General features: G+C 39.3%; 29 protein-coding genes. 11 read left to right on the top strand and 18 right to left on the bottom strand.

The window, feature by feature from the left end:
- Window positions 1-67: 67 nt before the first annotated feature.
- The 5 genes from HW271_RS03250 to HW271_RS03230 all read right to left on the bottom strand — a co-directional run bounded on the left by HW271_RS03250 (window position 68) and on the right by HW271_RS03230 (window position 6,364).
- Window positions 68-994 carry an aldo/keto reductase family oxidoreductase gene (locus tag HW271_RS03250; protein ID WP_178894822.1) on the bottom strand — a complete coding sequence of 309 codons (927 nt, stop codon included), beginning with the start codon at window positions 992-994 and terminating at the stop codon, window positions 68-70.
- A 102-nt stretch (window positions 995-1,096) separates the two neighbouring features.
- Window positions 1,097-3,094 (bottom strand): methionine--tRNA ligase, encoded by a 1,998-nt coding sequence (metG, locus tag HW271_RS03245; protein WP_178894821.1) that lies wholly within the window; start codon window positions 3,092-3,094, stop codon window positions 1,097-1,099.
- Between the two features lie 136 nt (window positions 3,095-3,230).
- Complete coding sequence (locus HW271_RS03240) at window positions 3,231-4,490, bottom strand: ABC transporter permease (RefSeq protein WP_178894820.1); 1,260 nt, start codon at window positions 4,488-4,490, stop codon at window positions 3,231-3,233.
- Between the two features lies 1 nt (window position 4,491).
- Entirely contained in the window at window positions 4,492-5,193 is a 702-nt protein-coding gene (locus tag HW271_RS03235; RefSeq protein ID WP_049494612.1) for an ABC transporter ATP-binding protein, read from the bottom strand.
- On the bottom strand, window positions 5,177-6,364 hold the full coding sequence (locus HW271_RS03230) for an efflux RND transporter periplasmic adaptor subunit (RefSeq protein WP_178894819.1): 1,188 nt from the start codon (window positions 6,362-6,364) through the stop codon (window positions 5,177-5,179). Before HW271_RS03230 ends, HW271_RS03235 begins: the two co-directional genes overlap by 17 nt.
- 239 nt (window positions 6,365-6,603) lie before the next feature.
- On the opposite strand from HW271_RS03230, the gene gor reads away from it, so the two are divergent.
- Window positions 6,604-7,950: a glutathione-disulfide reductase gene (gor, locus tag HW271_RS03225; RefSeq protein ID WP_178894818.1), complete on the top strand. Its 1,347-nt coding sequence runs from the start codon at window positions 6,604-6,606 to the stop codon at window positions 7,948-7,950.
- A gap of 139 nt (window positions 7,951-8,089) precedes the next feature.
- Entirely contained in the window at window positions 8,090-8,629 is a 540-nt protein-coding gene (locus tag HW271_RS03220) for a biotin transporter BioY (protein WP_004253081.1), read from the top strand.
- Between the two features lie 51 nt (window positions 8,630-8,680).
- On the opposite strand, the gene HW271_RS03215 is transcribed toward HW271_RS03220, so the two are convergent.
- A complete protein-coding gene (locus HW271_RS03215) occupies window positions 8,681-8,896 on the bottom strand; it encodes a YdbC family protein (protein ID WP_004253080.1) in 216 nt (71 codons plus the stop codon).
- A gap of 92 nt (window positions 8,897-8,988) precedes the next feature.
- Here HW271_RS03215 and HW271_RS03210 point away from each other — a divergent pair, with 92 nt between their 5' ends.
- Window positions 8,989-9,309, top strand: a complete 321-nt coding sequence (locus HW271_RS03210) for a hypothetical protein (RefSeq protein ID WP_178894817.1) — start codon at window positions 8,989-8,991, stop codon at window positions 9,307-9,309.
- A 29-nt stretch (window positions 9,310-9,338) separates the two neighbouring features.
- Here HW271_RS03210 and HW271_RS03205 read toward each other — a convergent pair whose 3' ends face one another.
- The 6 genes from HW271_RS03205 to rpsP all read right to left on the bottom strand — a co-directional run bounded on the left by HW271_RS03205 (window position 9,339) and on the right by rpsP (window position 11,898).
- Window positions 9,339-9,677: an ATP cone domain-containing protein gene (locus HW271_RS03205; RefSeq protein WP_004253071.1), complete on the bottom strand. Its 339-nt coding sequence runs from the start codon at window positions 9,675-9,677 to the stop codon at window positions 9,339-9,341.
- Window positions 9,678-9,689: 12 nt separating this feature from the next.
- Window positions 9,690-10,409 carry a tRNA (guanosine(37)-N1)-methyltransferase TrmD gene (trmD, locus tag HW271_RS03200; RefSeq protein ID WP_178894816.1) on the bottom strand — a complete coding sequence of 240 codons (720 nt, stop codon included), beginning with the start codon at window positions 10,407-10,409 and terminating at the stop codon, window positions 9,690-9,692.
- A complete protein-coding gene (gene rimM, locus HW271_RS03195; protein WP_178894815.1) occupies window positions 10,399-10,917 on the bottom strand; it encodes a ribosome maturation factor RimM in 519 nt (172 codons plus the stop codon). The genes trmD and rimM overlap by 11 nt, the downstream gene beginning before the upstream one ends.
- A 74-nt stretch (window positions 10,918-10,991) precedes the next feature.
- Window positions 10,992-11,324 (bottom strand): MazG nucleotide pyrophosphohydrolase domain-containing protein, encoded by a 333-nt coding sequence (locus tag HW271_RS03190; protein WP_178894814.1) that lies wholly within the window; start codon window positions 11,322-11,324, stop codon window positions 10,992-10,994.
- Between the two features lie 42 nt (window positions 11,325-11,366).
- Window positions 11,367-11,606, bottom strand: coding sequence for an RNA-binding protein KphA (gene kphA / locus HW271_RS03185; protein ID WP_000379617.1), 240 nt, complete (start codon window positions 11,604-11,606; stop codon window positions 11,367-11,369).
- Between the two features lie 19 nt (window positions 11,607-11,625).
- On the bottom strand, window positions 11,626-11,898 hold the full coding sequence (gene rpsP, locus HW271_RS03180; RefSeq protein ID WP_004253064.1) for a 30S ribosomal protein S16: 273 nt from the start codon (window positions 11,896-11,898) through the stop codon (window positions 11,626-11,628).
- 483 nt (window positions 11,899-12,381) lie between these two features.
- Here rpsP and HW271_RS03175 point away from each other — a divergent pair, with 483 nt between their 5' ends.
- The 8 genes from HW271_RS03175 to HW271_RS03140 all read left to right on the top strand — a co-directional run bounded on the left by HW271_RS03175 (window position 12,382) and on the right by HW271_RS03140 (window position 17,848).
- The gene (locus tag HW271_RS03175; protein WP_178894813.1) at window positions 12,382-12,978 is read left to right on the top strand and encodes a DUF3796 domain-containing protein; all 597 of its coding nucleotides are present in this window, start codon (window positions 12,382-12,384) and stop codon (window positions 12,976-12,978) included.
- Between the two features lie 2 nt (window positions 12,979-12,980).
- Window positions 12,981-13,205, top strand: a complete 225-nt coding sequence (locus HW271_RS03170) for a helix-turn-helix transcriptional regulator (protein WP_178894812.1) — start codon at window positions 12,981-12,983, stop codon at window positions 13,203-13,205.
- Between the two features lie 198 nt (window positions 13,206-13,403).
- On the top strand, window positions 13,404-13,613 hold the full coding sequence (locus HW271_RS03165) for a hypothetical protein (RefSeq protein WP_259274724.1): 210 nt from the start codon (window positions 13,404-13,406) through the stop codon (window positions 13,611-13,613).
- Window positions 13,614-13,725: 112 nt separating this feature from the next.
- Window positions 13,726-14,469 carry a DeoR/GlpR family DNA-binding transcription regulator gene (locus tag HW271_RS03160; protein ID WP_049494601.1) on the top strand — a complete coding sequence of 248 codons (744 nt, stop codon included), beginning with the start codon at window positions 13,726-13,728 and terminating at the stop codon, window positions 14,467-14,469.
- 13 nt (window positions 14,470-14,482) lie between these two features.
- Entirely contained in the window at window positions 14,483-15,301 is an 819-nt protein-coding gene (locus HW271_RS03155; RefSeq protein ID WP_178894811.1) for an HAD family hydrolase, read from the top strand.
- Between the two features lie 65 nt (window positions 15,302-15,366).
- On the top strand, window positions 15,367-16,173 hold the full coding sequence (locus tag HW271_RS03150; protein ID WP_004253053.1) for a peptidylprolyl isomerase: 807 nt from the start codon (window positions 15,367-15,369) through the stop codon (window positions 16,171-16,173).
- 27 nt (window positions 16,174-16,200) lie between these two features.
- A complete protein-coding gene (locus HW271_RS03145; protein ID WP_004253050.1) occupies window positions 16,201-16,440 on the top strand; it encodes a zinc-ribbon domain-containing protein in 240 nt (79 codons plus the stop codon).
- Window positions 16,441-16,552: 112 nt separating this feature from the next.
- Window positions 16,553-17,848: a hypothetical protein gene (locus HW271_RS03140; protein ID WP_178894810.1), complete on the top strand. Its 1,296-nt coding sequence runs from the start codon at window positions 16,553-16,555 to the stop codon at window positions 17,846-17,848.
- 99 nt (window positions 17,849-17,947) lie between these two features.
- On the opposite strand, the gene HW271_RS03135 is transcribed toward HW271_RS03140, so the two are convergent.
- From HW271_RS03135 to HW271_RS03110, 6 genes are all read right to left on the bottom strand, one after another.
- Window positions 17,948-19,489 (bottom strand): ABC-F family ATP-binding cassette domain-containing protein, encoded by a 1,542-nt coding sequence (locus HW271_RS03135; protein WP_178894809.1) that lies wholly within the window; start codon window positions 19,487-19,489, stop codon window positions 17,948-17,950.
- Entirely contained in the window at window positions 19,470-19,964 is a 495-nt protein-coding gene (locus HW271_RS03130; protein ID WP_178894808.1) for a VanZ family protein, read from the bottom strand. Before HW271_RS03130 ends, HW271_RS03135 begins: the two co-directional genes overlap by 20 nt.
- Window position 19,965: 1 nt before the next feature.
- Window positions 19,966-21,051 (bottom strand): 23S rRNA (adenine(2503)-C(2))-methyltransferase RlmN, encoded by a 1,086-nt coding sequence (gene rlmN / locus HW271_RS03125; RefSeq protein WP_000804756.1) that lies wholly within the window; start codon window positions 21,049-21,051, stop codon window positions 19,966-19,968.
- Between the two features lie 16 nt (window positions 21,052-21,067).
- Window positions 21,068-21,601, bottom strand: a complete 534-nt coding sequence (locus HW271_RS03120) for a YutD family protein (RefSeq protein ID WP_178894807.1) — start codon at window positions 21,599-21,601, stop codon at window positions 21,068-21,070.
- Window positions 21,602-21,771: 170 nt separating this feature from the next.
- Window positions 21,772-22,677: an aquaglyceroporin Gla gene (gene gla / locus HW271_RS03115; RefSeq protein ID WP_178894806.1), complete on the bottom strand. Its 906-nt coding sequence runs from the start codon at window positions 22,675-22,677 to the stop codon at window positions 21,772-21,774.
- 304 nt (window positions 22,678-22,981) lie between these two features.
- The gene (locus tag HW271_RS03110) at window positions 22,982-24,145 is read right to left on the bottom strand and encodes an acetyl-CoA carboxylase biotin carboxylase subunit family protein (protein ID WP_178894805.1); all 1,164 of its coding nucleotides are present in this window, start codon (window positions 24,143-24,145) and stop codon (window positions 22,982-22,984) included.
- Between the last annotated feature and the right edge of the window lie 7 nt (window positions 24,146-24,152).

Here is a 24,152-nt window from a genome sequence, read left to right as displayed (position 1 = left end):
TATATAAATTTTTAAAACAAAAAGAGAGAGATAGAACCTCGCTCTTGAATGGATTACGTTTTAATTTCTATGGCAAATCATTTCCTGCTGCTAGGTATATCTCATACCATTCTTTTCGAGTTAGATTAACATTACTTGCTTGGCTGGCTTCTATCAAATGTTTAGGGTTAGTTGTTCCCACTACTGCCTGCATCTTAGCTGGATAGCGTAACACCCAAGCGATAGCAATAGCCGATGGGCTTACACCGTATTTTAAGGCTAGTCGATTTAGAACTTCATTTAGATTATGAAATTGCTCTTTTCCAACAAAATTACCCTTGAAATAGCCAAACTGCAAGACTGACCAAGCCTGAATAACCATGTCGTTTAGTTTGCAGTATTCAAAGACGCTACCATCACGCAAAGCTGCCTTGTCACCTTCCATATTGACATGGAAACCTGATTCAAATCCTGGCGTGAAAGCCGCGCTTAGCTGTAATTGATTGATCGATAAAGGTTGTTTGACCTCTTTCTTCAATAATTCCATCATCATGGGATTTTGGTTGGAAACACCGAAGTCTCGAACTTTACCTGATTTTTGTAGAATATCAAAAGCTTCTGCCACTTGGTCAGCTTTCATCAAGGCATCTGGACGATGGAGAAGCAAGCTATCTAGATAATCAACCTGCAATCGTTGTAGAATCCCATTAACTGACTCTAAAATATAATCTTTTGAAAAATCAAAATAGGTAAATTCTTCTATGCGAATGCCACATTTAGACTGAATCCACATCTTTTCTCTCAAGTCAGGACGATTGTTTAACACTTGACCCAGTAATTCTTCGCAACGTCCACGACCATAGATATCTGCCAAGTCAAAGGCATTGATTCCGACAGATAAGGCTGTTTCAACCAACTCCTCAACCTCCTTAACCGACTTGTCACTGATTCGCATCATGCCTAGGACGATTTCGGATAGTTCTTTTTTCTCTTGACCAAATGGAATGTATTTCATGGCAATTTCCTCCGCTTTTCTTCATTATAAAGGAGAATGACTCTTTTATCAACTATCGTCATACAAAAGAAAAGAACCAGTTCAAACTGGTCCTTTTAAATCTTATCCAATCACACTTCCGTTTGGTACAGCTGGATCAACTGTGAGAAGGGTTAATTTGCCATCATGTTCAGCTGAGAGGATCATGCCTTGGCTAACATATTTTTTCATCATTTTACGTGGTTTGAGGTTGGCAACGATTTGGACTTTCTTGCCGACCAATTCTTGTTCGTTTGGATAGTACTTAGCAATTCCTGAGAGGATTTGACGGTCTTCACCATCTCCAGCATCTAGGCGGAATTGAAGCAATTTGTCAGAACCTTCCACTTTAGAAACTTCTTTGACTTCAGCAACACGAATTTCAACCTTATCGAAGTCTTCAAACTTGATTTCATCCTTGTTTAGCTTGAGTTCGACTTCATCTGGATTCCATTCTTTTTCGGCTGCTGGTTTGTTGCCTTCCATTTGTTCCTTGATATAGGCGATTTCTTCTTCCATATCGAGACGTGGGAAGATTGGTGTTCCTTTGGCAACAACAGTCACACCAGCAGGGAAATCAGCCAAGCTCAAGTTTTCAAGGCTAGAAACTTCTGCTAAACCAAGTTGAGTCAAAACTGCACGACTAGTTTCCATCATAAATGGCTCAATCAAGTGAGCTACGACACGAAGGCTGGCTGCCAAGTGGCTCATCACACTTGCCAATTGGTCACGGTACGCTTCATCCTTAGCTAAGACCCAAGGTGCTGTCTCGTCGATGTATTTGTTAGTACGTGAGATAAGAGTCCAGACTGCTTCAAGTGCACGTGGATAGTCAACTGCTTCCATGTAGGTATGGTAGTCAGCGATTGATTGTTCTGCTACTTGAGCAAGAGCATTGTCAAACTCAGTTACACCTTCTACATAGGCAGGGATTTGTCCATCAAAGTACTTGTTAATCATAGAAACCGTACGGTTGAGGAGGTTTCCAAGGTCGTTTGCCAATTCATAGTTGATACGGCCTACATAATCTTCTGGAGTGAAGGTTCCGTCTGAACCGACTGGAAGGCTACGCATGAGGTAGTAACGAAGTGGATCGAGACCAAAACGCTCTATCAACATTTCAGGATAGACAACGTTCCCTTTAGACTTAGACATCTTGCCGTCTTTCATGACAAACCATCCGTGCCCAATCAAACGTTCTGGCAATTTGATATCCAACATCATGAGAAGGATTGGCCAGTAAATTGAGTGGAAACGAAGGATGTCTTTTCCGACCATATGGAAGACTGTTCCATTCCAGAACTTGTCAAAGTTGCCATGTTCTTCTTGATCGTAGCCAAGAGCTGTCACATAATTTAGAAGGGCATCAAACCAAACGTAAACAACGTGTTTTGGATTTGATGGGACTGGTACACCCCAGGTAAAGGTTGTACGAGATACTGCTAAATCTTCCAAACCTGGCTCAATAAAGTTACGCAACATTTCATTGAGACGACCATCAGGAGTGATGAAGTCAGGATGTGATTTGAAAAATTCGACCAAACGATCTTGGTACTTGCTGAGGCGAAGGAAGTAAGACTCTTCTGAAACCCATTCCACTTCGTGTCCTGATGGAGCGATACCGCCCGTTACATTTCCAGCCTCATCACGGAAAACTTCCGCAAGCTGACTTTCTGTAAAGAATTCTTCATCTGAAACTGAATACCAACCAGAGTATTCACCCAAGTAGATATCATCTTGAGCAAGTAAGCGTTCAAAGACTTGTGCTACTACTTTTTCATGGTAGTCATCAGTTGTACGGATGAATTTATCATATGAGATATCCAATAATTTCCAGAGTTCTTTAACTCCAACTGCCATACCGTCAACATAGGCTTGAGGTGTAATCCCAGCTTCTTCAGCTTTCTGTTGGATTTTCTGGCCATGCTCATCAAGACCAGTCAGATAAAAGACATCGTAGCCCATGAGACGTTTGTAACGAGCTAAGACATCACATGCGATAGTTGTGTAGGCAGAACCGATATGAAGTTTACCAGATGGATAGTAAATCGGTGTTGTAATATAAAAATTCTTTTCAGACATAATATTTCCTTTCCAGGCTAATGAAACCTGTTTTTCTAACACTTCATTATACCACATTTTTAGTGATTTTCGATAGAGAAATCCATACAAAAAACAAGATAGACAAGCGTCCATCTCGTTTTTCCTGTTGATTGTCTTATTCATAGCGAAGTGCTTCGATCGGATCCAGCTTAGAGGCTTTATTGGCTGGTAGAACACCGAAGATCATACCGATACTAGCTGAGACCGCTAGACTAAAGAGGGCGATTGGAATGGATACGCCAACTTCGATTCCTGCAATCATGTTTTGAAGTAGAATACCTGCAAGCATAGTCACCCCTGCAGCGAGCAGAAGACCGATGAAGCCACCTAACATGGTTAAAATCATAGATTCAATCAAGAACTGAACTAGAATATTCCCACGTGTTGCTCCTAGCGCTTTACGTAGACCAATCTCACGGGTACGCTCTGTCACTGAGACGAGCATAATGTTCATAACACCAGTACCACCGACAAAAAGGGAAATCCCCGCAATAGCACTAATAATCGTTGTTATGAAGCCAAAGAGTTGTTGAACTTCGTTGAAGGCTTCCGTTGCATCGGCAACCTGATACTCCCCTTGTTGGAGGCCTGCAATCTCTGTCATTTTTCTAGCCAGCTCTGGTCCTAAAGTCTGGGTCAAGCTAGTATCATTGACACGAAAGACAATATTTGAAATCTCATCTGTGTTAAAATTGACCGCTAGAGATGTATTAGTCGTAATCGGGAGCCCTCCAACGCCAAAGGTTTTTGCAGCCTTAGCTTCTTTACTTGCATAAACACCAATAACACGGTAACTGATTTCATTTACTTCAACAATCTGGTTGAGGGCATCTTTTGCTGAACCAAAAAGGCTATTGGCTAGTTCTTCATCTAGGATAATCACACTTGCGAAATCCTTATAATCTTGCGCTCTAAGTCCACGACCTGCAATAATTTCATTTTCGACCGCATCCATATAAGTGACATTCCCACCGGTCATGTTAGCGTGTTCGACCTTTTTATCCTTATAAGTCAAGGTCACATTGGCTGAGTTGGTCACATAGTAGCTATCCACTCCCTTGAGCTTAGCAGCTTCCTTGACCCAAGCTTCTTGAGGTTTTGGTGGTTCAACAATATTTTCTTCTTGTCCGCCAGACAAGGTCAGGGCAGATTGTTTTTGGGTGAAGGAACCATCTGTACTCTTGGTAGGTGAGAAAAAGACATGAATATTTTTCTGGGATTTGGTCAAATTTTTATTGACCTGACGAGACATGGAATCTCCCAAGGCCATGATAACGACAACTGAGGAAACACCGATGATGATACCAATCATGGTCAGGAAGGACCGCATCTTGTGAGCCATGATAGATGAAAAGGCAAATTTCAGATTCTGCATCTTAGTTTTCCTCCTTTTCTACGATACCACTATCAGACGAAATGACACCATCTCGGATGACGATTTGACGTTTCGCATAGGCAGCAATTTCAGGCTCATGCGTAACCATAATGATGGTTTTTCCTTCTTTGTTTAATTCAACCAAGAGTTGCATGATTTGATTTCCAGTTTTAGTATCAAGAGCTCCAGTTGGTTCATCTGCCAAAATAATCGAAGGATTGTTAACGAGAGCACGCGCTATGGCTACTCTCTGCTTCTGACCACCCGATAATTCTGATGGTAAGTGATGGCTACGCTCGGTCAGTTCAACCTTTTCCAGATATTCTTCTGCTAGTTTGCGACGTTTAGAAGCTGAAACTCCTGCATAAATCAAGGGAAGTTCTACATTTTGTAGAGCATTCATTTTGGACAAGAGAAAGAATTGTTGAAAGACGAAGCCGATTTCTTGATTTCGAACCTTGGCTAATTGTTTTTCACCCAAACCAGCTACTTCTTTTCCGTCTAGAAAATACTGACCACTTGTAGGTGTATCTAACATACCAATTGTATTCATGAGGGTAGACTTACCAGAACCAGATGGTCCCATAATAGCCACAAATTCTCCCTCATGGACTTCTAGGTTAATGTCTTTAAGGACTTGAAGTTCTTGATCACCATTTCGATAGCTTCGGCAGATATTTTTGAGGCTAATTAGTTGCTTCATCAGTCTTCACCTCTTTTCCTTCTTGCAAGGAAGCTGTCGGATTACTGATGACTTTTGCTCCATCTGTCAGACCAGATGTGATTTCTTGATTTTCTGCATCTGCATTGCCCAATCCAACTTCAACTTTTTTGGCCTTTTGATTTTCATCAAGAATCCAAACATAGTTTTTATCTTCTTCCATGACGATACTTGTAATAGGAACAAGCAATGCTTTACTCATGCTTTTCACTTCAACACTGACAGTAAAACCTTGTTTCAGATCACCAATTTCACTAGTTACATCGACCGTATATGGGTATTTAGAACCTGTGTTTGAACCAGCTAAGCTACTGCTTGCTTCACTACTGTTCTTTGGATAATTTGAAATATAGCTAATCTTACCATTCCAAGTTTTATCTGGGTAAACCTTTGAAGTAAAGGTAACTTCTTGGCCTACAGATAGATTGGCAAGGTTATACTCAGAAAGTTCTCCCTTAACCTGCAAGTTGTCGTTACTAACGATATGCACCAATACTTGGCTATTTCCTGTTGGAGATTTTGAAACATTGCGATTGACTTCAACAACTGTACCTTCTACCGTACTCAAAACTGTAGAGGCATCCAACTGAGCCTGGGCTTTTTCAAGTTGTGCCACTGCGTCTGCACGAACATCACGGGCATCACTGATTTGTGAATCAATAGAAGCTGTAGCTGATGTAGATGATTGCGCTTGGGTTTGGTCCGTAGCGCCTTCAATCCCTGCTTGTGGGAGTACAGGTGTTGCTGCAGCAGTATTTCGTGCCTCATTCAATTCATTGATATGACGATCAGCTTTCGCAACTGCGCGACTGGCAGCATCATAGGCAGCCTGAGCTTCTGTACTACTATACTTAACAAGGGCTTGGCCTTCACTTACCTTATCTCCGACAGAGACCAAAACCTCATCCAAGTCACCTTTACTAGCATCATAATAAACATATTGTTCTTTTTGAGCTGTTACGGTACCAGATAAGAGAACTGATGAAGCCACTGATCCCTCTTTGGCAAGAACGACTTTTGCAGTTTCGTCTTGTGTTGCAGCTTGATTAGGTTGTCTCAATAGAAGAACAGCAGCTGCTCCCACTACCAGAACTGATGCAACACCGATAGCTGTAAATAAAGGCCATTTCTTGGCTTTTGACTTCTTTTTCATATCCATACCTCTTTTATAAACATATATTAAAATTATAGCACAAGTCCTAAAAATGGACAATTGCTTTCCGACCATCCAAAAATAATTGCCAAATCTTTTATTGTTGTGTTAGTTATATAATACAACTTCTTTTTTATTTTTGCAAGCATTTTCTTAAGAAATTTAAGCGTAGCAGATTTTTGCATTGACTTTCAAAAAAAGATAGAATATGACTAGAAAACAACTAAAGGAGCTTTCTTATGAGAGAATATGACATTATTGCCATTGGTGGAGGTAGCGGGGGAATTGCTACCATGAATCGTGCTGGCGAACATGGTGCTAAAGCTGCAGTTATTGAGGAAAAGAAATTAGGTGGCACTTGTGTCAACCTCGGCTGTGTCCCTAAAAAAATCATGTGGTATGGAGCCCAAATTGCAGAGAGTATCCACAAATATGGACCTGACTATGGTTTCACAAGCACTAATAACGAATTTAATTTTGCAACACTTCGTAAGAATCGCGAAGCCTACATTGACCGTGCTCGCTCGTCTTACGATGGAAGCTTTAAGCGTAACGGAGTTGATTTAATTGAAGGACGTGCTGAGTTCGTTGATGCTCATACTGTCAGTGTTAATGGCGAATTGATCAGCGCTAAGCATATTGTGATTGCGACTGGAGCTCATCCTCATATCCCTGCTATTCCTGGTGCTGAACTAGGTGGTAGCTCAGATGATGTCTTCGCCTGGGAAGAGTTGCCTGAATCGGTAGCTATTCTAGGTGCTGGTTACATTGCCGTCGAACTAGCTGGTGTACTCCATACACTTGGAGTAAAGACTGACCTTTTTGTACGTCGTGAACGTCCACTACGTGGATTTGATAGCTATATCGTTGAGAGTCTAGTTCAAGAAATGGAAAATACTGGATTAAACCTCCACACCCATAAGGTTCCAGCTAAACTTGAAGAAACTGAACAAGGTATTACCATTCATTTCGAAGATGGCAGCACTCATACTGCCAGTCAAGTTATCTGGGCAACTGGTCGCCGTCCAAATGTTGAAGGACTTCAACTCGAAAAAGCTGGTGTCACCCTCAATGAACGCGGCTTTATCCAGGTTGATGAATACCAGAACACAGTCGTTGACGGAATCTACGCTCTTGGAGATGTCACAGGTGAAAAGGAACTAACTCCCGTTGCTATCAAGGCTGGTCGTACCCTATCCGAAAGACTTTTCAACGGTAAAACCAATGCTAAAATGGACTACACGACTATTCCAACTGTAGTTTTCTCACACCCAGCAATCGGAACAGTCGGTCTGACTGAGGAAGAAGCTATCAAAGAGTACGGCCAAGAAAACGTTAAAGTCTACACTTCAAAATTTGCATCTATGTATTCTGCAGTTACTAGTCACCGTCAAGAAGCTCGCTTCAAGCTCGTAACAGCTGGTGCAGACGAAAAGGTTGTTGGTCTTCATGGTATCGGCTATGGCGTCGATGAAATGATTCAAGGTTTCGCAGTTGCTATCAAGATGGGAGCTACAAAAGCAGACTTTGATGCAACCGTCGCTATCCATCCAACTGGTTCAGAAGAGTTTGTGACTATGCGTTAATCCCCCAAAGAGACCTCTTGGTCTCTTTTTTGTTTAAATCGGCCGTTACAAATTTGTAACCTTTTATTTTAAAATAGGTTGACAATTTTGTCTCATCCAGTATAATAGTTACTATAATTTATAGAAGAGGTTAACTATTTTGAAAAAAGCACACATTTACGCTATCCCAGCTATCGGGGCTGCACTGATTGCAGTATTAGCACAAATTAGTATGCCGATTGGTCCAGTTCCTTTCACTCTGCAAAACTTTGCTATTGGACTCATCGCTACTGTTTTTAGACCAAGGGAAGCTGTTCTCTCTGTCGGACTCTATCTCTTACTTGGTGCTATTGGCCTTCCGGTCTTTGCTAACGGTGGAGCTGGATTTCATGTTTTAGTTGGACCAAGCGCTGGTTATCTTTGGTTCGACCTTGTCTATGCAGGGCTTGCTTCCTATCTCATTCACACCAATAGTGGTGTCCTACGTATTTTCTTTGCAAATCTCTTGGGAGATTCACTTGTTTTTGTCGGCGGTATTCTCAGTCTTCACTTCTTAGCTGGAATGCCTTTTGATAAAGCACTGGCTGTCGGTGTTATTCCCTTTATCATACCTGATCTTGCCAAAATTGTAGCCATTAGCTTCATCAGCCGACCACTACTCCAACGTCTTCGTACACAAGCTTATTTTTCAAGCAAATAAAAGAGGCCGGGAATTTCCCTAGCCTCTTTTTAATGAATCTTAGATGAAAGTTTATTGATTCTTAAAAGCATCCACCATGATTTGAAATTCTTCATTTGAGAGGGTAATTCCTTTCCCCATCTTGGTGTGGTCGGGACTCCAGCTTCGAATGTCAAACTTTGCTGGTGCACCATTAAAGCTGACACGATTGATTTCTTTGGTCCATCCTTTTTCGTTTTCAGATAGAGTGAGTAAGTGTTCTTCGATTTCAAATGTAAATTCTGCCATGTTCTTCTCCTTTTTGTTCTCAATTGATTATTCGAAAAATCTTGTAGATTTCATAAAATTTTTATATAATGATGTAAAGAAGGGAGGCCGGAATGAAAGATTTATTAAAACAGGCTGTACAAAAAGTCCATGATTTTGTCAATGGACATGAAGATTCCATTCCTGAAAAAAGCGATCCCCTAATTGCTAGACTTGAAGAAGCCCAAGCCCAAAAAAAGGCTGTACATATCATCTTTGCGGAAACGAGTTTTACAGGCGATATTATCAAGTATGATACTGAGCGCCAACAAATTATCGTTAAAAATTTCGCAAAAAACGTTAGCCGTATTATTCGAGTGTCGGATATTCGAAGAGTAACTTTCGTTCCCTCTACTATCCAAACTGCTCAAAAAAGAAGATTTAAGAAAGAGTGAGATGCTTCTATCATCTCACTCTTTTTATCTTAGCGAATTTGTTCAAAATGAAGGTGAACAGCAATGTGGTCGCCGTAACCACTTCTCTCCAAATCACGTTGCAAACGGTAAGAGATATAGTGTTCTGCAATAGTGATATACCCTGCACCTAGTAAGCGATGCTCAACCATTGATTGAATCATACTGATAGTTGCACGTTCTACTTTTGCTTCTTCCAAATCCAATACAACCTTTTTAGTGACTTGGGCTAGGTTTTGGCGCAAATCGTCAGTCAATACATAGACTGTTTGAGCTGCCTTAAGGATAGCTTGGTAGATTTTATCTGGATCAAAATCAGCGACTTGTCCATCACGTTTGATTACTTGCATAGTTTTCTCCTTTTAATTGTTATTTTCTTTAATTTCTGCTAACATTTTTTCTTCTTCTGCTGTCAATTCATAGTTGTCCAGCAAATCAGGTCTACGTTGGTAGGTTTTCTTGAGGCTCTCATAGAGTCGCCACTGACGTATGTTTTCATGGTGTCCACTCATAAGAACATCTGGAACTAGCATTCCACGATAATCGTAAGGTCTTGTGTACTGAGGATATTCCAAGAGTCCTGATGAAAAGCTATCATCTTGGTGACTTGCTTCCTTCCCAATAACTTCTGGAATCAAGCGAACAGTCGCATCAATCATGGTCATCGCTGCTAGTTCTCCACCAGTCAAGACATAATCTCCAAGAGATATCTCATCGGTTACCAAGGTCTTAATACGCTCATCATAGCCTTCGTAGTGACCACAGATGAAGATAAGCTCTTCTTCTTGCGCCAAATCCTCAGCGTAAGCCTGATCGAACTGTTTCCCAGCAGGGTCTAAGAGAATCACGCGCGGGTTCTTTTTTTCAATGGCATCAAAGGCGTCAAAGATGGGTTGGGCTCTAAGGAGCATCCCTTGACCACCTCCGTAAGGTTCATCATCCACATGACGGGCCTTTTCAGCGTAGTCACGAAAATTATGATAGTGGATATCTAAGAGTCCTTTTTCACGAGCCTTGCCAACGATGGAATGTTCTAAGGGTGTGAACATTTCTGGAAAGAGAGTTAAAATATCAATCTTCATCGTCTAACCCTTCTAAGAGTTCAACATCCACACGGTTATTAGGAATATCTATATTGAGAACTACAGGCGGGATATAAGGTAAGAGTAAGTCTCGTTTGCCTTTTCGTTTGACTACCCAGACATCATTGGCGCCTGGCTGAAGGATTTCCTTGATGGTTCCAATCAAGTTATCTCCCTCATAGACTTCTAAACCGATAATCTCGTGGTAGTAAAACTCACCTTCATCGAGGTCATTGAGATTCTCCTCAGCAACCTTCAGACTGTGCCCCTTATATTTTTCGATATCATTGATATGGTACATATCTTTAAACTTGATGATATCGAAGTTTTTATGTTTACGGTGGCTTGCAATGACCACTGTTCGCACAAATTGATCTTTTTCATCAAATAAGGCAAGCTCTGCCCCTTTTTTAAAGCGTTCTTCAGCAAAATCCGTCACAGACAAGACTCGCATCTCACCTTGCAAGCCTTGGGTATTGACAATTTTCCCAACATTAAAGTAGTTCATCTGATCTCCTGTATCTGTTTCTCCCTTTATTTTATCATGTTATAGGGATTTTCACAAGTTGGAGAAAAGAGCAACTATGGATGGTTTCTTGCTAAAAAGCCTTCCAAATCTTGTTCATGCTGATACTTGATGGCTGCCTTCTTGTCTTTTTCAAAAATGGTCTTCGTTAGGTCAATATCGTTGATAGCTGCAATTGCCACTGTATAGTGAATGATATCTGCCAACTCCTTTGCCAATTCCTCGTTTGAATCTTGGACACCCTCTTTTCTACCGGAACGTCCATTTAAAACCTCAGCGACTTCTCCAACTTCTTCAACTAGTTTTATAAAGAGTCCTTCTTCTGTCCTAGATTGTTGATAATGGTCAAGTAAGTATTCCTCTAGTTGTCTAACTGTTAAATCTCTCATTCCTTCTCCTTGCAAAAAAAGCGAGACTATGTCCCGCTTTTCTTATTTTTCGTCAATAACGATTCTTACTTTTTTGTCTTCAGTTGGGACAGAGTAGACAATCGTTCTTATCGCAGAAATAGTGCGACCCTTACGACCGATTACACGACCCACATCGCTCTGGTCAAGATCCAAATGATATTCCAAAAATTCTGGTGTATCTTCAATCTTGATAGTTAAGGCATCTGGTTGTGAAATCAAGGGTTTCACAATTGCAATAATGAGATTTTCAATCGTATCCATCTGTCAACCTACTTTAAACTTATTTTGAGAATTTAGAATCGTGGAATTTCTTCAATACACCTTCTTTTGAAAGGATGTTGCGAACTGTATCTGAAGGTTGAGCTCCGTCAGCCAACCATGCCAAAATACGGTCTTCTTTCAAAGTTACTTGATTTTCTTCAACAAGTGGGTTGTAAGTTCCAACTGTTTCGATGAAACGTCCGTCACGTGGTGAACGTGAATCTGCTACGTTAATACGGTAGAAAGGTTTTTTCTTAGAACCCATACGAGTCAAACGGATTTTTACTGCCATTTTTAATATCTCTTTTCTTTTATTTTTTATTTCGGTGAAATAGCTAAGCTATTTAGCACATGTTCTATTATAACAGATTTCTGAGAGGTGTCAAGAAAAAAACTTGACAGACTTTAAATATTTTTAAATTTTTTAGACTAATAGGGATAAATTAGAAAGAAAAAATTAACTTCTACACCTACAAAGCTTTTTCTGATAGACTTTATAACAGCCTAATAAAAAAGTAGAGTTTCATACAGTATCTAGATTTTCCAAATATTCTTTATCATCAAATATTATTAACAAAACTATCCAAACCAAATCCGATGCATTGTTTCAAAGAATTCTTTAGTTGTTTGACTAGCAAGGTCTTTAATTAAAAAATTTTTTCAAATAATTGCCACATTGACACATAAAATTCTTGCTTTCTAAATTTAAGTGTGATATATTTATAACATAACATTTAAATGTTATATATTTATAACACAAAAAAAGGAGTCTATCATGAAAAAAAGTCAAAAAATGCGTGGCCTCATTGCAATGATTGCCGTAGCTCTCTTTATTGATTTTATTGTTTTATTTGGTTCTAATCTTAATTGGGAACCCAAGTTAGTTATTGTTGGTATTTCAGTGTCAGGTCAAATTATAGCTATTTGGAGCTGGCTACATATGAAACCACGGCCTCATAAGAGTCAGAAAGATAAGGGGAAGATTATTTTTGACTTGTCTGCAAAGCTTTACTCGATACTTATTTTTGCAGCTAGCATTTTTTATACAGTAGGGATTTGGCTTGCGACCCCAAGCGTAAGTTCTGGTATTAAAGAATGGATTTTGGGAATTGGCCTCGTTATTGAAGTGATTGTATTTGGTTTTTTCTGTTTGAAAAATGTCAAGGAAACTCCGGACGAACGCTTTTATGCTAATTTAGCCAAGGCAGCTAGCTTGATGTTTGTTTTTATACTAGGCGCACTGATGATCCTAGCAGTTATCATTGGGTATATGGGGTCTCTCACTCTTTACATGGGCCAAATATTTATTAGCATAGCTGCCTTAATTTGCATCTTTGCGGTTGTCTATGTTATCTTAGAACGTAGAGGATAAGCATGGCCAAAGAAAGCAATATTATTACTAATCTCAAATCAATTCGTGAGTCCACAGGCATGACCCAGCAGGAGTTAGCCGACCTTATCGGCATGCGACGCGAGACAATTCTGCACTTGGAAAATAACCGTTACAATCCTTCACTGGAAATGGCTCTTAAAATTGCTCAAGTTTTTAATCTGAAAGTAGAAGACCTCTTTGAACTCAGACAGAAAGAGGAAGCATAATTCTTTTCGAGACCTAGTATTAAATTCATTGATTCATTAGGAATTGAAGCCGAAAGAAAAATCCTTAGAAAATATACTCTTTTAAAATATAGTAATTCTTATGGCATTGATATCCCAAAACATTTAGATACGCTTGTTGAAAAAGAATATGCTATTATCGAAACCGCCTTTGACTCGCTTTACCATCTAAATGCTACTATGAAAAAGAGTATCCTTAAAAAGAAGGGTGTTACTGGACTCTCCAAGATGAAGGCCACCGAATTGAATCAAGCACTTCATGATCATTTTTCAGAAGAAGAATTAGCTAACCGCTTCTCTATCCGTTGCTATAAACTAACTCCCAAAGGAGAACAGGCACTCAAGGATCATCAAGTAATCATTGACCGCCATCCTAAAAAGAATCTTTAATCAACCAATACTGGTTGATTTTTTTGTAATTTTTTAAAATACTTACAAATCATTACAATTATTGACAAATACTTATAAAAAGAGTATAGTATTAAAAAAAGGAGGAATTCCTATGTACCAAGCACAAAGATTAGAAGAAATCATAAAACTTTTAGAAGATAGAGGAAGTCTATCGGCAAGAGAAATGGTTGACTATTTCCAAGTATCCAAGGATACTATCCGGAGAGATTTTTCCATTCTTGCAAAGGAAAAGCGAGCGCAACGAACTCACGGAGGTTTGTTGCCAATAAAAAAACAAGTAATTCTTGGTTTTCAAGGTCGAGCAGAACAGTCTTCTAAAGAAAAAGCGAAAATTGCTCATTTAGCTACCCAACTCATTTCCGATTCACAACTGATATTCTTTGATGTTTCAACCACTATACTTGAGTTAGCAAAAATTATAGATAAAAAAGTTACTATTTTCAGTCATTCATTAGATAACGCACTTATCTTAGGAAATAATGAAAATGTCGATTTTCATATTCTCGGTGGAAAATTTCATAGACAGAATCGTTTTTATTATTCACTAGAAGAATCCAATACTTTAGAGGGAATTAGATTTGATGTAGCATTTTTTGGCGCTGCTAGTCTTTCAGACGGGCAAGTTAGCTTTGAGGATCAAGAAGATGTTCTCATGAAAAAAAGAGCATTTAAAACAAGTGCTATTCGTGTTTTGCTAGCTGAAACAGGAAAGATAAACAAACACTCTCATTTTATACTTTCTGAACTAGCTGATTTTGATTACTGGATTACAGATAAAGAGCCTGATGTAGAAATACAAGAATCTTTAGATGGTAGAACAACGATCCTCTTTTAAAAAGGAGCAAAATATGTCAAGAATTAAATTAATTATGAGTGATATTGACGGCACTATTCTGGATAAAAATCACCAATTAGATTCTCATTTGATAGAACTGATGCCACTTTTAAAACAATGTAATATTCCTTTTGTTCTAGCTTCTGCTAGATCTCCTCTCGGTATAGCTCCAATTTCTAAAGAACTTGGCATCACCGACTTTCCTATTGCCTGCTATAATGGAGCACTCATCAGTTTAGGAGATAAAATCCTAAGTCAGTATTCTATTGATAAAAGCGAATTGCTCTTACTTCATGACTTTTTGAAAAAAGAATTCCCGACAGTTTCTATAAATGTTTATTCTGGAAAAGATTGGCTTGTGAATACTATTGATGAATGGGTAGAAATCGAAGCAACTATTACTGGAGAAAGTCCAAAAGTTACATCTTTAGCAGATTTTATAAGAGACGAGAAAACTCTTGTTCATAAACTTTTGCTGATAGATAATACGGATACCATACAGAAACTTCAAAAAACCTTATCCTCAATAGATTTCCCTCAAACCGACTTCTATCTCTCTAAAGATAACTATCTAGAAGTTACACATAATCAAGTATCCAAAAAACAAGCTCTGTTAGAATTAGCAAATTACTATCAACTTCCCCTTACCTCAATTATGACTCTCGGTGACAATTATAATGATATTCCCATGATTGAAACCGCAGGGCTAGGTATAGCCATGGGGAATGCTCCTAGAGATGTCAAAACTTGTGCAAAAGCAGTTACTGACTCTAATGAACAAAATGGAGTAAGTAAAGCTATAAAGTTACATGTGTTAGATAAATATTCTTAATTGAAAATTTGAAATCCCCTTTCTTTTACGGTACAATAGTAAAAATGATTTTTGAAAGGACTAATATGAAAAAATTAGCTACACTACTACTCATTTCAACTTTTGCTCTTGGTGGATGCACAAGCATCCAACGTGCACTTCGTGGTGATGATTACGTGGATTCTAAAATTGCTGCTGAAGAGAGTTCGAAAGCTGCTGCCCAAGCAGAAAAAGATTTGAAAGACGCCTTAACAAACGAAAATGCTAACTTCCCTCAACTTTCTAAGGAAGTAGCTGAAGATGAGGCTGAAGCTATCCTTCACACAAGTCAAGGTGATATTCGTATCAAACTCTTTCCTAAGTTAGCTCCACTTGCGGTCGAAAACTTCCTTACTCATGCTAAAGAAGGTTACTACAATGGTGTGACTTTCCACCGTGTAATTGACGGCTTTATGGTACAAACTGGGGATCCTAAGGGAGATGGAACAGGTGGTGAATCTATCTGGCATGATAAGGATAAAACCAAGGACAAGGGAACAGGTTTCAAAAACGAAATTTCTCCATATCTCTATAATATCCGTGGTTCTCTATCTATGGCCAATACTGGTCAACCAAATTCAAATGGTAGCCAATTCTTCATTAACCAAAGTACAACAGACTATTCATCTAAACTTCCTACAAGTAGCTATCCTAAGAAAATTATCGAAGCCTACAAAGAAGGTGGAAATCCAACTCTTGATGGGAAACACCCCGTCTTTGGACAAGTGATCGATGGGATGGACGTAGTCGATAAAATCGCCAAGGCTGAAAAAGACGAAAAAGACAAACCAACTACTGCTATCACTATCGATAGTATCGAAATTGTTAAAGACTACGATTTCAGTAAACAATAACATCATTAATTATAAGGAGATGTAAAAATGATTCTATTTTGGGGGTCAAAAGGTTACCAAAAAGTGTTGGGACATACACAGACTACTATCGAATGTGGCCATTGTAACAATGTTGATACTTGGGAAATTACGGAATATGGACGTAAGTTTACACTTTATTGGATTCCACTCTTTCCTTATGGTAAAACTTATTTCGTTTCTTGTCCGATTTGTCACTACGGTAAAGAAATCCAAAAATCCGAAATTGAACAATATCTAAACTATTAAAAAAAGATAGGTCATTCGGCCTATCTTTTTTTATTTACACTTTTATGTAAACGTTCTCTTTTTTGTTTCAAATATGATATAATTTGGTCAATAGTAACGAGGAGGTTCTCCTATGAAACCATATAAAATTAGTGTAGCTCGGCTCAGTCTTATCATGATAGGATACTTTATCTTTAATTATGCTTATTCGATTACTTATGATTCCGGAGGTTTTGCTTTTATATCCATGGGGAAAGAACTTATCTTTTCATATGGGGCAATTGTGCTAGGAAATATTTTTATGTTTAGAGATATTTCAAAATTAAAAGCCTCCTTTGAAGATAATGCGTTTATTCAAAAATCTTCTACAATACAGTTAGTCCTAGCTACAATTGGATTTTTCATGCAAATAATAGGTTTCAAGGGAGCTCCACTTAATTACATTGATAATTATCCCGTACTGGTTTGCGCAAGTATTGTATACTCTATCATTATCATGATTGCTATTTATCAGACAATAAAGCTAGGGCAAGAAAAAGATAATGCTACCATAGCTGGCTTTATCTTTGGGGGGATGATCATTTTTCTCACTATCATAGCACTAGTTATAATCACTTCTCCATCAATTAAACACACTACTAAACACACTACTCCTTCTTTCGCTGAAGAATTTCAATCACTTGGGCTTAAAGGAAAGGTTGAAGTAGTTGATAAACACAGAGAGATTGAAGCATTTTATGGAACAGCCTACAAGCTGACATATACAGAAAAATTATCAGATGGAACTATTTTAAAAGAAACTACTACTGCACAAATTCATGGAACGAGCGGAAAACATTTATCAAATTTCTTTCTTCTTTCAGGAACAGATCTTGAAACACTTCTTAACGACAAAGAAAAGGCACTATTTACTACTGTCAAACAAGATGAATTCAGTTTCTTACTAGATGTATACAAAGAAAGGCCAAATTTCCAACAAGAAGAAGACAGTATCAAAAATGCTACTGCTGAAAAAATAGATAAACTCTTTGCGACACCAATAACTTCTAGTTTTAAATTTGGAAAATATCCTATCGAAAACTACTATGTGGCAATTATGGCGCAGGCTGTCAGCAATCGGGAAAAAGGAGATTCTGACGCAGCTGGCTTTTATAATATTACAACAAAAGATCTCATGAAAAACAAGGGTCTTACTCTCGATATTGATTGTGACCTTTCGAATATAAAGGCAGAAAATGCTAGTCCTGTGGATGCCTTTAAGGAAAAAATCTTATCTTTACCAAAAAATTCATTTTCCGATGGAATCTATAACATCACTTGTTCCTATGATGAAAATGGAATAAAAAAGAAAGTTACTTGCCCATTTGTTGTTGAAGATGGTGTGGGACACTTTGAAGAGGATGAAATCGTGGGAAATCAAACCAATTAGTTATTTTTGATACAAAAACTAGGAGATAGCAGTATGACTTCTACTAGTTGCAATCCTCGTAAAAAACCAAGTCACATAGACTTGGCTTTTTTTGGCTATTTATGTTAGTTCATTGAAATCCCAGATTTGATCCATCCAGCCTTCATAAAAATCAGGTTCGTGACAAACCATGAGGATAGAACCCTTGTATTCTTTCAAAGCACGTTTGAGCTCGTCCTTGGCATCCACATCCAAGTGGTTGGTTGGCTCGTCAAGAACAAGGACATTGTTCTCACGGTTCATCAAGAGACAGAAACGCACCTTGGCTTGCTCTCCACCTGACAAGACTTGAATCTGACTTTCAATGTGTTTAGTCGTCAAACCACAGCGGGCAAGAGCTGCACGGACTTCTGCTTGATTGAGCGCCGGAAAGGCATTCCAAACTGCTTCCAGTGGTGTCTGGCGATTTCCACCTTCCACTTCTTGCTCAAAGTAGCCGAGTTCTAGATAGTCCCCACGTTCAACCTCCCCAGCAATTGGAGGAATAATCCCCAAAAGAGACTTCAAGAGGGTTGTTTTCCCGATACCGTTAGCACCAATGATGGCAACCTTTTGATTGCGCTCAAAGGTAAGATTTAATGGTTTAGTAAGGGGACGGTCATACCCAATCTGCAAGTCCTTGGCTTGGAAGATAAAGCGTCCAGGTGTACGAGCCGTTTTGAATTCAAAGGATGGCTTTGGTTTCTCACTTTGAAGTTCGATGATATCCATCTTGTCCAATTTTTTCTGACGAGACATGGCCATGTTACGAGTTGCAACACGTGCTTTGTTTCGAGCCACAAAGTCCTTGAGATCCGCAATTTCTTTCTGTTGACGCTCATAGGCTGCTTCCAGTTGCGATTTCTTCATGGCATAGACTTCTTGGAACTGGTAGTAATCGCCTGAATAGCGTGTCAACTGTTGATTTTCTACATGATAGACGATATTGATCACATCATTTAGGAAAGGAATATCATGCGAAATAAGAACAAAGGCATTCTCATAGTTTTGGAGATAGCGCTTGAGCCAGTCAATATGTTCGGCATCGAGATAGTTAGTAGGCTCGTCAAGCAGCAAGATATCTGGCTTTTCAAGAAGGAGTTTGGCTAAGAGAACCTTGGTTCTTTGTCCACCTGACAAGGCGGTTACGTCCGTATCCATACCATAATCCATGACACCAAGAGCACGCGCGACTTCGTCAATCTTAGCATCCAAGGTGTAAAAGTCACGGCTTTCCAAACGGTCCTGAAGTTCGCCAACTTCTTCCATCAGAGCTTCGATATCTGCACCTTCTTCTGCCATTTCCATGTAAAGGTCATTGATGCGAGCTTCGGCTTTGAATAATTCGTCAAAGGCAGTACGAAGAACATCACGTACGGTTTGACCTTCTTTGAGCACAGCATGCTGGTCCAGGTAACCTGCTGTCACGTATTTAGACCATTCCACCTTACCTTCATCAGGTAGCATTTTACCAGTCACGATGCTCATAAAGGTTGATTTCCCCTCACCATTGGCACCGACTAAGCCGATGTGTTCACCCTTGAGGAGACGGAAAGACACGTCTTCAAAAATCGCACGGTCTCCAAAACCGTGACTCAAATTCTTAACTTCTAAGATACTCATTCTTATTCCTTATCTTGTTTCTATGTAGTAGTTTATAAAGGACCCAAGCCAGGTAGCCACCCAAAGTATTGGTCCATAAATCATCAATCTCAAATACCCGGTTAAAATCAAAGAAAAAGTCTAAAACTAGTTGTGTACACTCGATGCTCAAGCTCAATAAAAAGCTAAACAAAATTACTTTCTTCGTTTTTCTTAGAGCAGGTATAAGATAGAGAAGCTGGAAAATTAATGGGAAAAGCAAGAGGATATTTAAGGCATTTTGTAAAAATATCCAAAACAGCTGTAAAAAGCTGGTTACTTCTCCCAGATTCCAAAGGGAGTTAAAAGGGGTCAAAAGAAAAACCAGGCGTCCAAAAGTTTGAATACCTGGAGTTTCCACTCCTGTAGGAAGTTGAGGCTGGGGAGTAAAGCAAAAACAGACGATACAAAGACTGTATAGTACGACTCCCAAGCTTAATAATTTTTTTCGTTTCATCTTATGGATTTACTTCAGCTACTGCTTTTTGGCGATCACGTTTCATGGTATTTGAACGCAATTGTCCACATGCTGCATCGATATCAGTACCGTGTTCCTGACGAACAACACAGTTGATGCCTTTTTTCTTAAGGGTATCATAGAAAGCCATCACGCGCTCTTTGGGACTACGACTATATTGATCATGCTCACTAACTGGGTTGTAAGGAATCAAGTTGACATAAGACAATTTCTTGATATTTTTCAGCAATTCAGCCAACTCAAGTGCTTGTTCAACTCCATCATTCACTTCATTTAGCATGATATATTCAAAAGTTACGCGACGGTTAGTTGTTTCAATATAATACTCGATAGCAGCAAAGAGTTTTTCGATTGGAAAGGCACGGTTAATCTTCATAATACTTGAACGAAGTTCATTGTTTGGTGCATGAAGAGAAACAGCAAGGTTGACCTGCACACCTTCATTAGCAAACTCACGGATTTTGTGAGCCAAACCTGAAGTTGATACAGTAATATGGCGAGCACCGATAGCCATCCCCTTATCGTCATTGATGGTACGGATAAAGTTCAAAACGTTATTGTAGTTGTCAAATGGTTCTCCAATCCCCATAACAACGATATGGCTAACACGTTCATCTTGTCCACGTTCGTCAAAATATTTTTGAACCAACATAATCTGGGCAACGATTTCCCCGTTATTGAGGTCACGTTGCTTCTTGATCAAACCTGATGCACAGAAGGTACAACCGATATTGCATCCTACTTGAGTTGTTACACAGACTGACAAACCATAATGTTGACGCATTAGAACTGTCTCAATCAGCATCCCATCTGGCAATTCAAAGAGATATTTAACTGTCCCGTCAGCTGACTCTTGAACGATGCGTTGTTTCAAAGGATTGACTACAAATTGATCATTGAGCTTGGCAATTAAATCCTTTGATAAGTTGGTCATTTCTTCAAATGTCTGAACACGTTTACGGTAAAGCCATTCCCAAATTTGGTCGGCACGGAATTTCTTTTCGCCCTGTTCCAAGACCCATTCTTGCATACCTTGGCGTGTTAAACTATAAATCGACGGTTTCATCTTTTCTCCTTATTCTCTAATCTTTCTGACGGATAACGAAATGACGTTGTCCCTTTTCTTCATTCTGGGATTTCTGTTCTTTACGACGACGTCTATTTCTCTTGTCCGTATGATTTCTTTTCCTATTTTGAGAAGACTTCTTCCCTTTACGGTTGTCTTTCTCTTCTTCTCTCTTGCGCATTTTTTGGTCAAATGGTGCTCGTTTAGGAATCTCATTTTCTAAGACAAAGTAGGCACATCCATAGCTACAATACTCAAGTAGGTAATCTTGTAAACGACTGATTTTCTCCAAAGATTCTTCAGCTCGCTCATTCTTGTAGAATCCTCGCAAGCGCAACTGCTCATTGCTACAGTCTCCTACAATATAATCATACTTGTTTAGAACTTCCGAAAAGCGTTGAGTAAAAGCTGTTGCATCAAAAGCGTCCTTACTATTTTCAACCAAATTAAAGGAAAAACCTTCAGCCTCAACTTTTTCTCCAGATAGATGAAATTCAGGACCAGGGAATTTATTGTAATTGTATAATTCAGGTGCAATTTCTTTACGCATAATATTCCTTTTTAACGTTTACTTAATACTCTATTTTACCATATTTTTGCCATATTTACATCTTTTGATTTAAAATGAAAAAAGTCTGACGATTTAAGCATTGATTTGCTAAATCTTGTTCCAAGTTTATAGAAAAAGAAAAAACTGGGGGTTTCCCAGTTTTTTTATGATTACATGTAAAGTAATTTGAAGAGTGCTACTGCTGCAATACCAGCAGCAATCGGTGCAACTACTGGTACCCAAGCATACCACCATTTTGAATCACCCTTGTGTTCACCAAGGATTGATTTAGGAAGTACTGCGTGAAGAAGACGTGGTCCAAAGTCACGAGCTGGGTTCAAACCAGGTCCTGAAGGTCCTCCAAGTGAAGTAACCAAAGCCATTACTAGGAAACCAAGTGCCAAGTGCGCGATACCAAGACCCGGTGACAAGAATGGAGCCACTTGAGTTTTTGCTTGTTCAAGATATGTAGCCACTTGTTCTTGAGGAATTGTTTGACCTTGAGCAGTCGCTTGTGCCACTTGTTCATTAATCAATGCTTGAGCTTTTGTAACTAACTCAGCACCAAAGAAGTTCTTTGTCATACCAAGTGCTGCAAAGAAGAGAACGAATGAACCAACGAACTCGTTGATAAAACCGTTAACTGTTGCTGCATAACGTGATTCTTTTGTTCCGTGGTCGATACTAGAAATTGTTGAGAAAGTACCCAAGATGTTGTTTGGGTTTTCTGTCTTCAAGTAGTATGGACGGTGAGTCGCAACGACCAAGGCTTGACCAAAGATTGCTCCTAATACTTGAGCGATGATGTATTGGGCTACTTGTGACCAAGGGAAGAGACCGCTAACTGCAAGTCCAAGGGTGAAGGCTGGGTTGATGTGGTTACCAGAAACGTTACCAAACATCAAAGCTGGGATCATAACCCCCATACCGTAACCAACAGCGATAACGAGCCAGCCACTTTGGTGACCTTTCGTACCTTTAAGTTCAACGTTGGCAACTGCACCATTACCTAAGATAATCAAGATGGCTGTTCCCAAAAATTCAGTGGCATATTTGACTGCCCATGTGAAATCCATTGATAGATTCTCCTTAATATTTTTTTGACAATCCCTATTCTATCAATTTTTAAGGCTTTTAGCAACAGATTTTCTAAAAGAATCCTATGGAAACGCTTTTATTTAGGGCTTTAAAAAAGAGAGTGGGACAGAAATCGGTAATTCGTTAGAATTCGATTTCGTTGTCCCACCTCCGCACAGTTGAGTAGGGCTGTAAAAGCTGATGAAATCAGCGTAGTAGAGCCCACTCAACCACTGCGTCTTGCTCGACAATCCAAAGACAATTGAGAGGCTACGATTTCTGTCCCAGCCTCTTCATATCCTATTACTGACGCTGACCAAAGTCCTTAATCATCTGCTCCATTTCCTCACGACTTGGTGTCGTAAGCATATAGAGATAGTCTCCTTGCAATTCAGCAAAGGCTGCTGGCATAATTTTCTTGACCTTGAACTGGTTTCCATATTTAGCCAGCAAATCTTCTTCTGAATAAACATAATTTGCATTGGCACGGCGTGATGTCGCCAAACAGTATAGGGGCTCGAATTGAGAAGCTGGGAATGGTTCACCTGCTACGATCGCTGCATAGCCCTTACACAAGTCAAAAGAATGGGCATAGTTATAGACATCAATTGTGAAGCCACCCGCTGGACGGTTATTGTATTCAATAGCGATATAGTCATCACCCTCACGGAAGAACTCAATATGGAAGAAACGTTCCTTCATACCAAATTCCTTGACAATTGCCTCACCATAATTACGCAATTTTGGATCCATATCTTTGAGAACATAGTAGGAATTGTCCATCTTATAGATCATGAGATCGAGAGGTGTATGCGCATAGTCAAAGGTCGTAGAAAAAACAATATTTCCATCTCTATCTACCAAACCATCGAAGGTACAGATCTCACTAGAGGTGACAAATTTTTCAAAGAAATAAACGGTGGAGTGGTCCCATTCAGCCTTAAAGTGATTGACATCATCTGCTGTTTCAAGCTTGAATGTTGCAGCTGCTCCCACTCCATTGTCAGGTTTGGCAATCATTGGAAGTCCGATTTCTTTCACAGCTTTATCAACATCTGCTTCTGTTTCAATGACAGCACCTGGAACAACTGGTACCCCAGCTTTTTGGAAGAGTTTTTTCATCTCAGACTTGAACTTGGTCTTCTTGAGATCTTCTGGTTTGGCACCAAAAACATTGAACTGTTCACGAAGGGCAGCATCCAACTCTAGCCAGTATTCATTGTGTGATTCAATGCGGTCAATTGGACCATGCTTATAGAAAAGAAAGGCAACTGCTCGTTTAACCTCATCGATATTTTCAAGATTATCAACTCGGAAGTACTCCGTCAAGCTATTGCGTAATGGTTCATCTAGTTGTTCGTAGGGTTCTTGCCCAATCCCTAGAACTGTGATTCCTTTATTGGCTAGCTCAATACTAAATTGCTGAAAATTTTGTGGGTAATAGGGTGAAATTACAAGATAATTCATAAGCAAC

Origin of the sequence: Streptococcus sp. oral taxon 061 (assembly GCF_013394695.1) — a bacterium.
GTDB lineage: Bacteria > Bacillota > Bacilli > Lactobacillales > Streptococcaceae > Streptococcus.
The sequence above is the reverse complement of the archived record's forward strand: the minus strand, read 5'-3'. Positions and strand labels throughout refer to the sequence as shown.

Excerpts from the sequence above, each read along its gene's own strand:
- HW271_RS03130 (WP_178894808.1), bottom strand. The coding sequence starts at position 19,964 with ATGAAACGAAAAAAATTATTAAGCTTGGGAGTCGTACTATACAGTCTT.
- HW271_RS03165 (WP_259274724.1), top strand. The coding sequence starts at position 13,404 with ATGAAAAAGAGTATCCTTAAAAAGAAGGGTGTTACTGGACTCTCCAAG.
- rpsP (WP_004253064.1), bottom strand. The coding sequence starts at position 11,898 with ATGGCAGTAAAAATCCGTTTGACTCGTATGGGTTCTAAGAAAAAACCT.
- trmD (WP_178894816.1), bottom strand. The coding sequence starts at position 10,409 with ATGAAGATTGATATTTTAACTCTCTTTCCAGAAATGTTCACACCCTTA.
- HW271_RS03175 (WP_178894813.1), top strand. The coding sequence starts at position 12,382 with ATGAAAAAAAGTCAAAAAATGCGTGGCCTCATTGCAATGATTGCCGTA.
- HW271_RS03150 (WP_004253053.1), top strand. The coding sequence starts at position 15,367 with ATGAAAAAATTAGCTACACTACTACTCATTTCAACTTTTGCTCTTGGT.
- HW271_RS03170 (WP_178894812.1), top strand. The coding sequence starts at position 12,981 with ATGGCCAAAGAAAGCAATATTATTACTAATCTCAAATCAATTCGTGAG.
- HW271_RS03230 (WP_178894819.1), bottom strand. The coding sequence starts at position 6,364 with ATGAAAAAGAAGTCAAAAGCCAAGAAATGGCCTTTATTTACAGCTATC.
- HW271_RS03135 (WP_178894809.1), bottom strand. The coding sequence starts at position 19,489 with ATGAGTATCTTAGAAGTTAAGAATTTGAGTCACGGTTTTGGAGACCGT.
- rlmN (WP_000804756.1), bottom strand. The coding sequence starts at position 21,051 with ATGAAACCGTCGATTTATAGTTTAACACGCCAAGGTATGCAAGAATGG.
- HW271_RS03210 (WP_178894817.1), top strand. The coding sequence starts at position 8,989 with ATGAAAGATTTATTAAAACAGGCTGTACAAAAAGTCCATGATTTTGTC.
- HW271_RS03215 (WP_004253080.1), bottom strand. The coding sequence starts at position 8,896 with ATGGCAGAATTTACATTTGAAATCGAAGAACACTTACTCACTCTATCT.
- gor (WP_178894818.1), top strand. The coding sequence starts at position 6,604 with ATGAGAGAATATGACATTATTGCCATTGGTGGAGGTAGCGGGGGAATT.
- HW271_RS03145 (WP_004253050.1), top strand. The coding sequence starts at position 16,201 with ATGATTCTATTTTGGGGGTCAAAAGGTTACCAAAAAGTGTTGGGACAT.
- metG (WP_178894821.1), bottom strand. The coding sequence starts at position 3,094 with ATGTCTGAAAAGAATTTTTATATTACAACACCGATTTACTATCCATCT.
- HW271_RS03155 (WP_178894811.1), top strand. The coding sequence starts at position 14,483 with ATGTCAAGAATTAAATTAATTATGAGTGATATTGACGGCACTATTCTG.
- HW271_RS03240 (WP_178894820.1), bottom strand. The coding sequence starts at position 4,490 with ATGCAGAATCTGAAATTTGCCTTTTCATCTATCATGGCTCACAAGATG.
- HW271_RS03120 (WP_178894807.1), bottom strand. The coding sequence starts at position 21,601 with ATGCGTAAAGAAATTGCACCTGAATTATACAATTACAATAAATTCCCT.
- rimM (WP_178894815.1), bottom strand. The coding sequence starts at position 10,917 with ATGAACTACTTTAATGTTGGGAAAATTGTCAATACCCAAGGCTTGCAA.
- kphA (WP_000379617.1), bottom strand. The coding sequence starts at position 11,606 with ATGGATACGATTGAAAATCTCATTATTGCAATTGTGAAACCCTTGATT.
- HW271_RS03140 (WP_178894810.1), top strand. The coding sequence starts at position 16,553 with ATGAAACCATATAAAATTAGTGTAGCTCGGCTCAGTCTTATCATGATA.
- gla (WP_178894806.1), bottom strand. The coding sequence starts at position 22,677 with ATGGATTTCACATGGGCAGTCAAATATGCCACTGAATTTTTGGGAACA.
- HW271_RS03205 (WP_004253071.1), bottom strand. The coding sequence starts at position 9,677 with ATGCAAGTAATCAAACGTGATGGACAAGTCGCTGATTTTGATCCAGAT.
- HW271_RS03250 (WP_178894822.1), bottom strand. The coding sequence starts at position 994 with ATGAAATACATTCCATTTGGTCAAGAGAAAAAAGAACTATCCGAAATC.
- HW271_RS03235 (WP_049494612.1), bottom strand. The coding sequence starts at position 5,193 with ATGAAGCAACTAATTAGCCTCAAAAATATCTGCCGAAGCTATCGAAAT.
- HW271_RS03110 (WP_178894805.1), bottom strand. The coding sequence starts at position 24,145 with ATGAATTATCTTGTAATTTCACCCTATTACCCACAAAATTTTCAGCAA.
- HW271_RS03160 (WP_049494601.1), top strand. The coding sequence starts at position 13,726 with ATGTACCAAGCACAAAGATTAGAAGAAATCATAAAACTTTTAGAAGAT.
- HW271_RS03190 (WP_178894814.1), bottom strand. The coding sequence starts at position 11,324 with ATGAGAGATTTAACAGTTAGACAACTAGAGGAATACTTACTTGACCAT.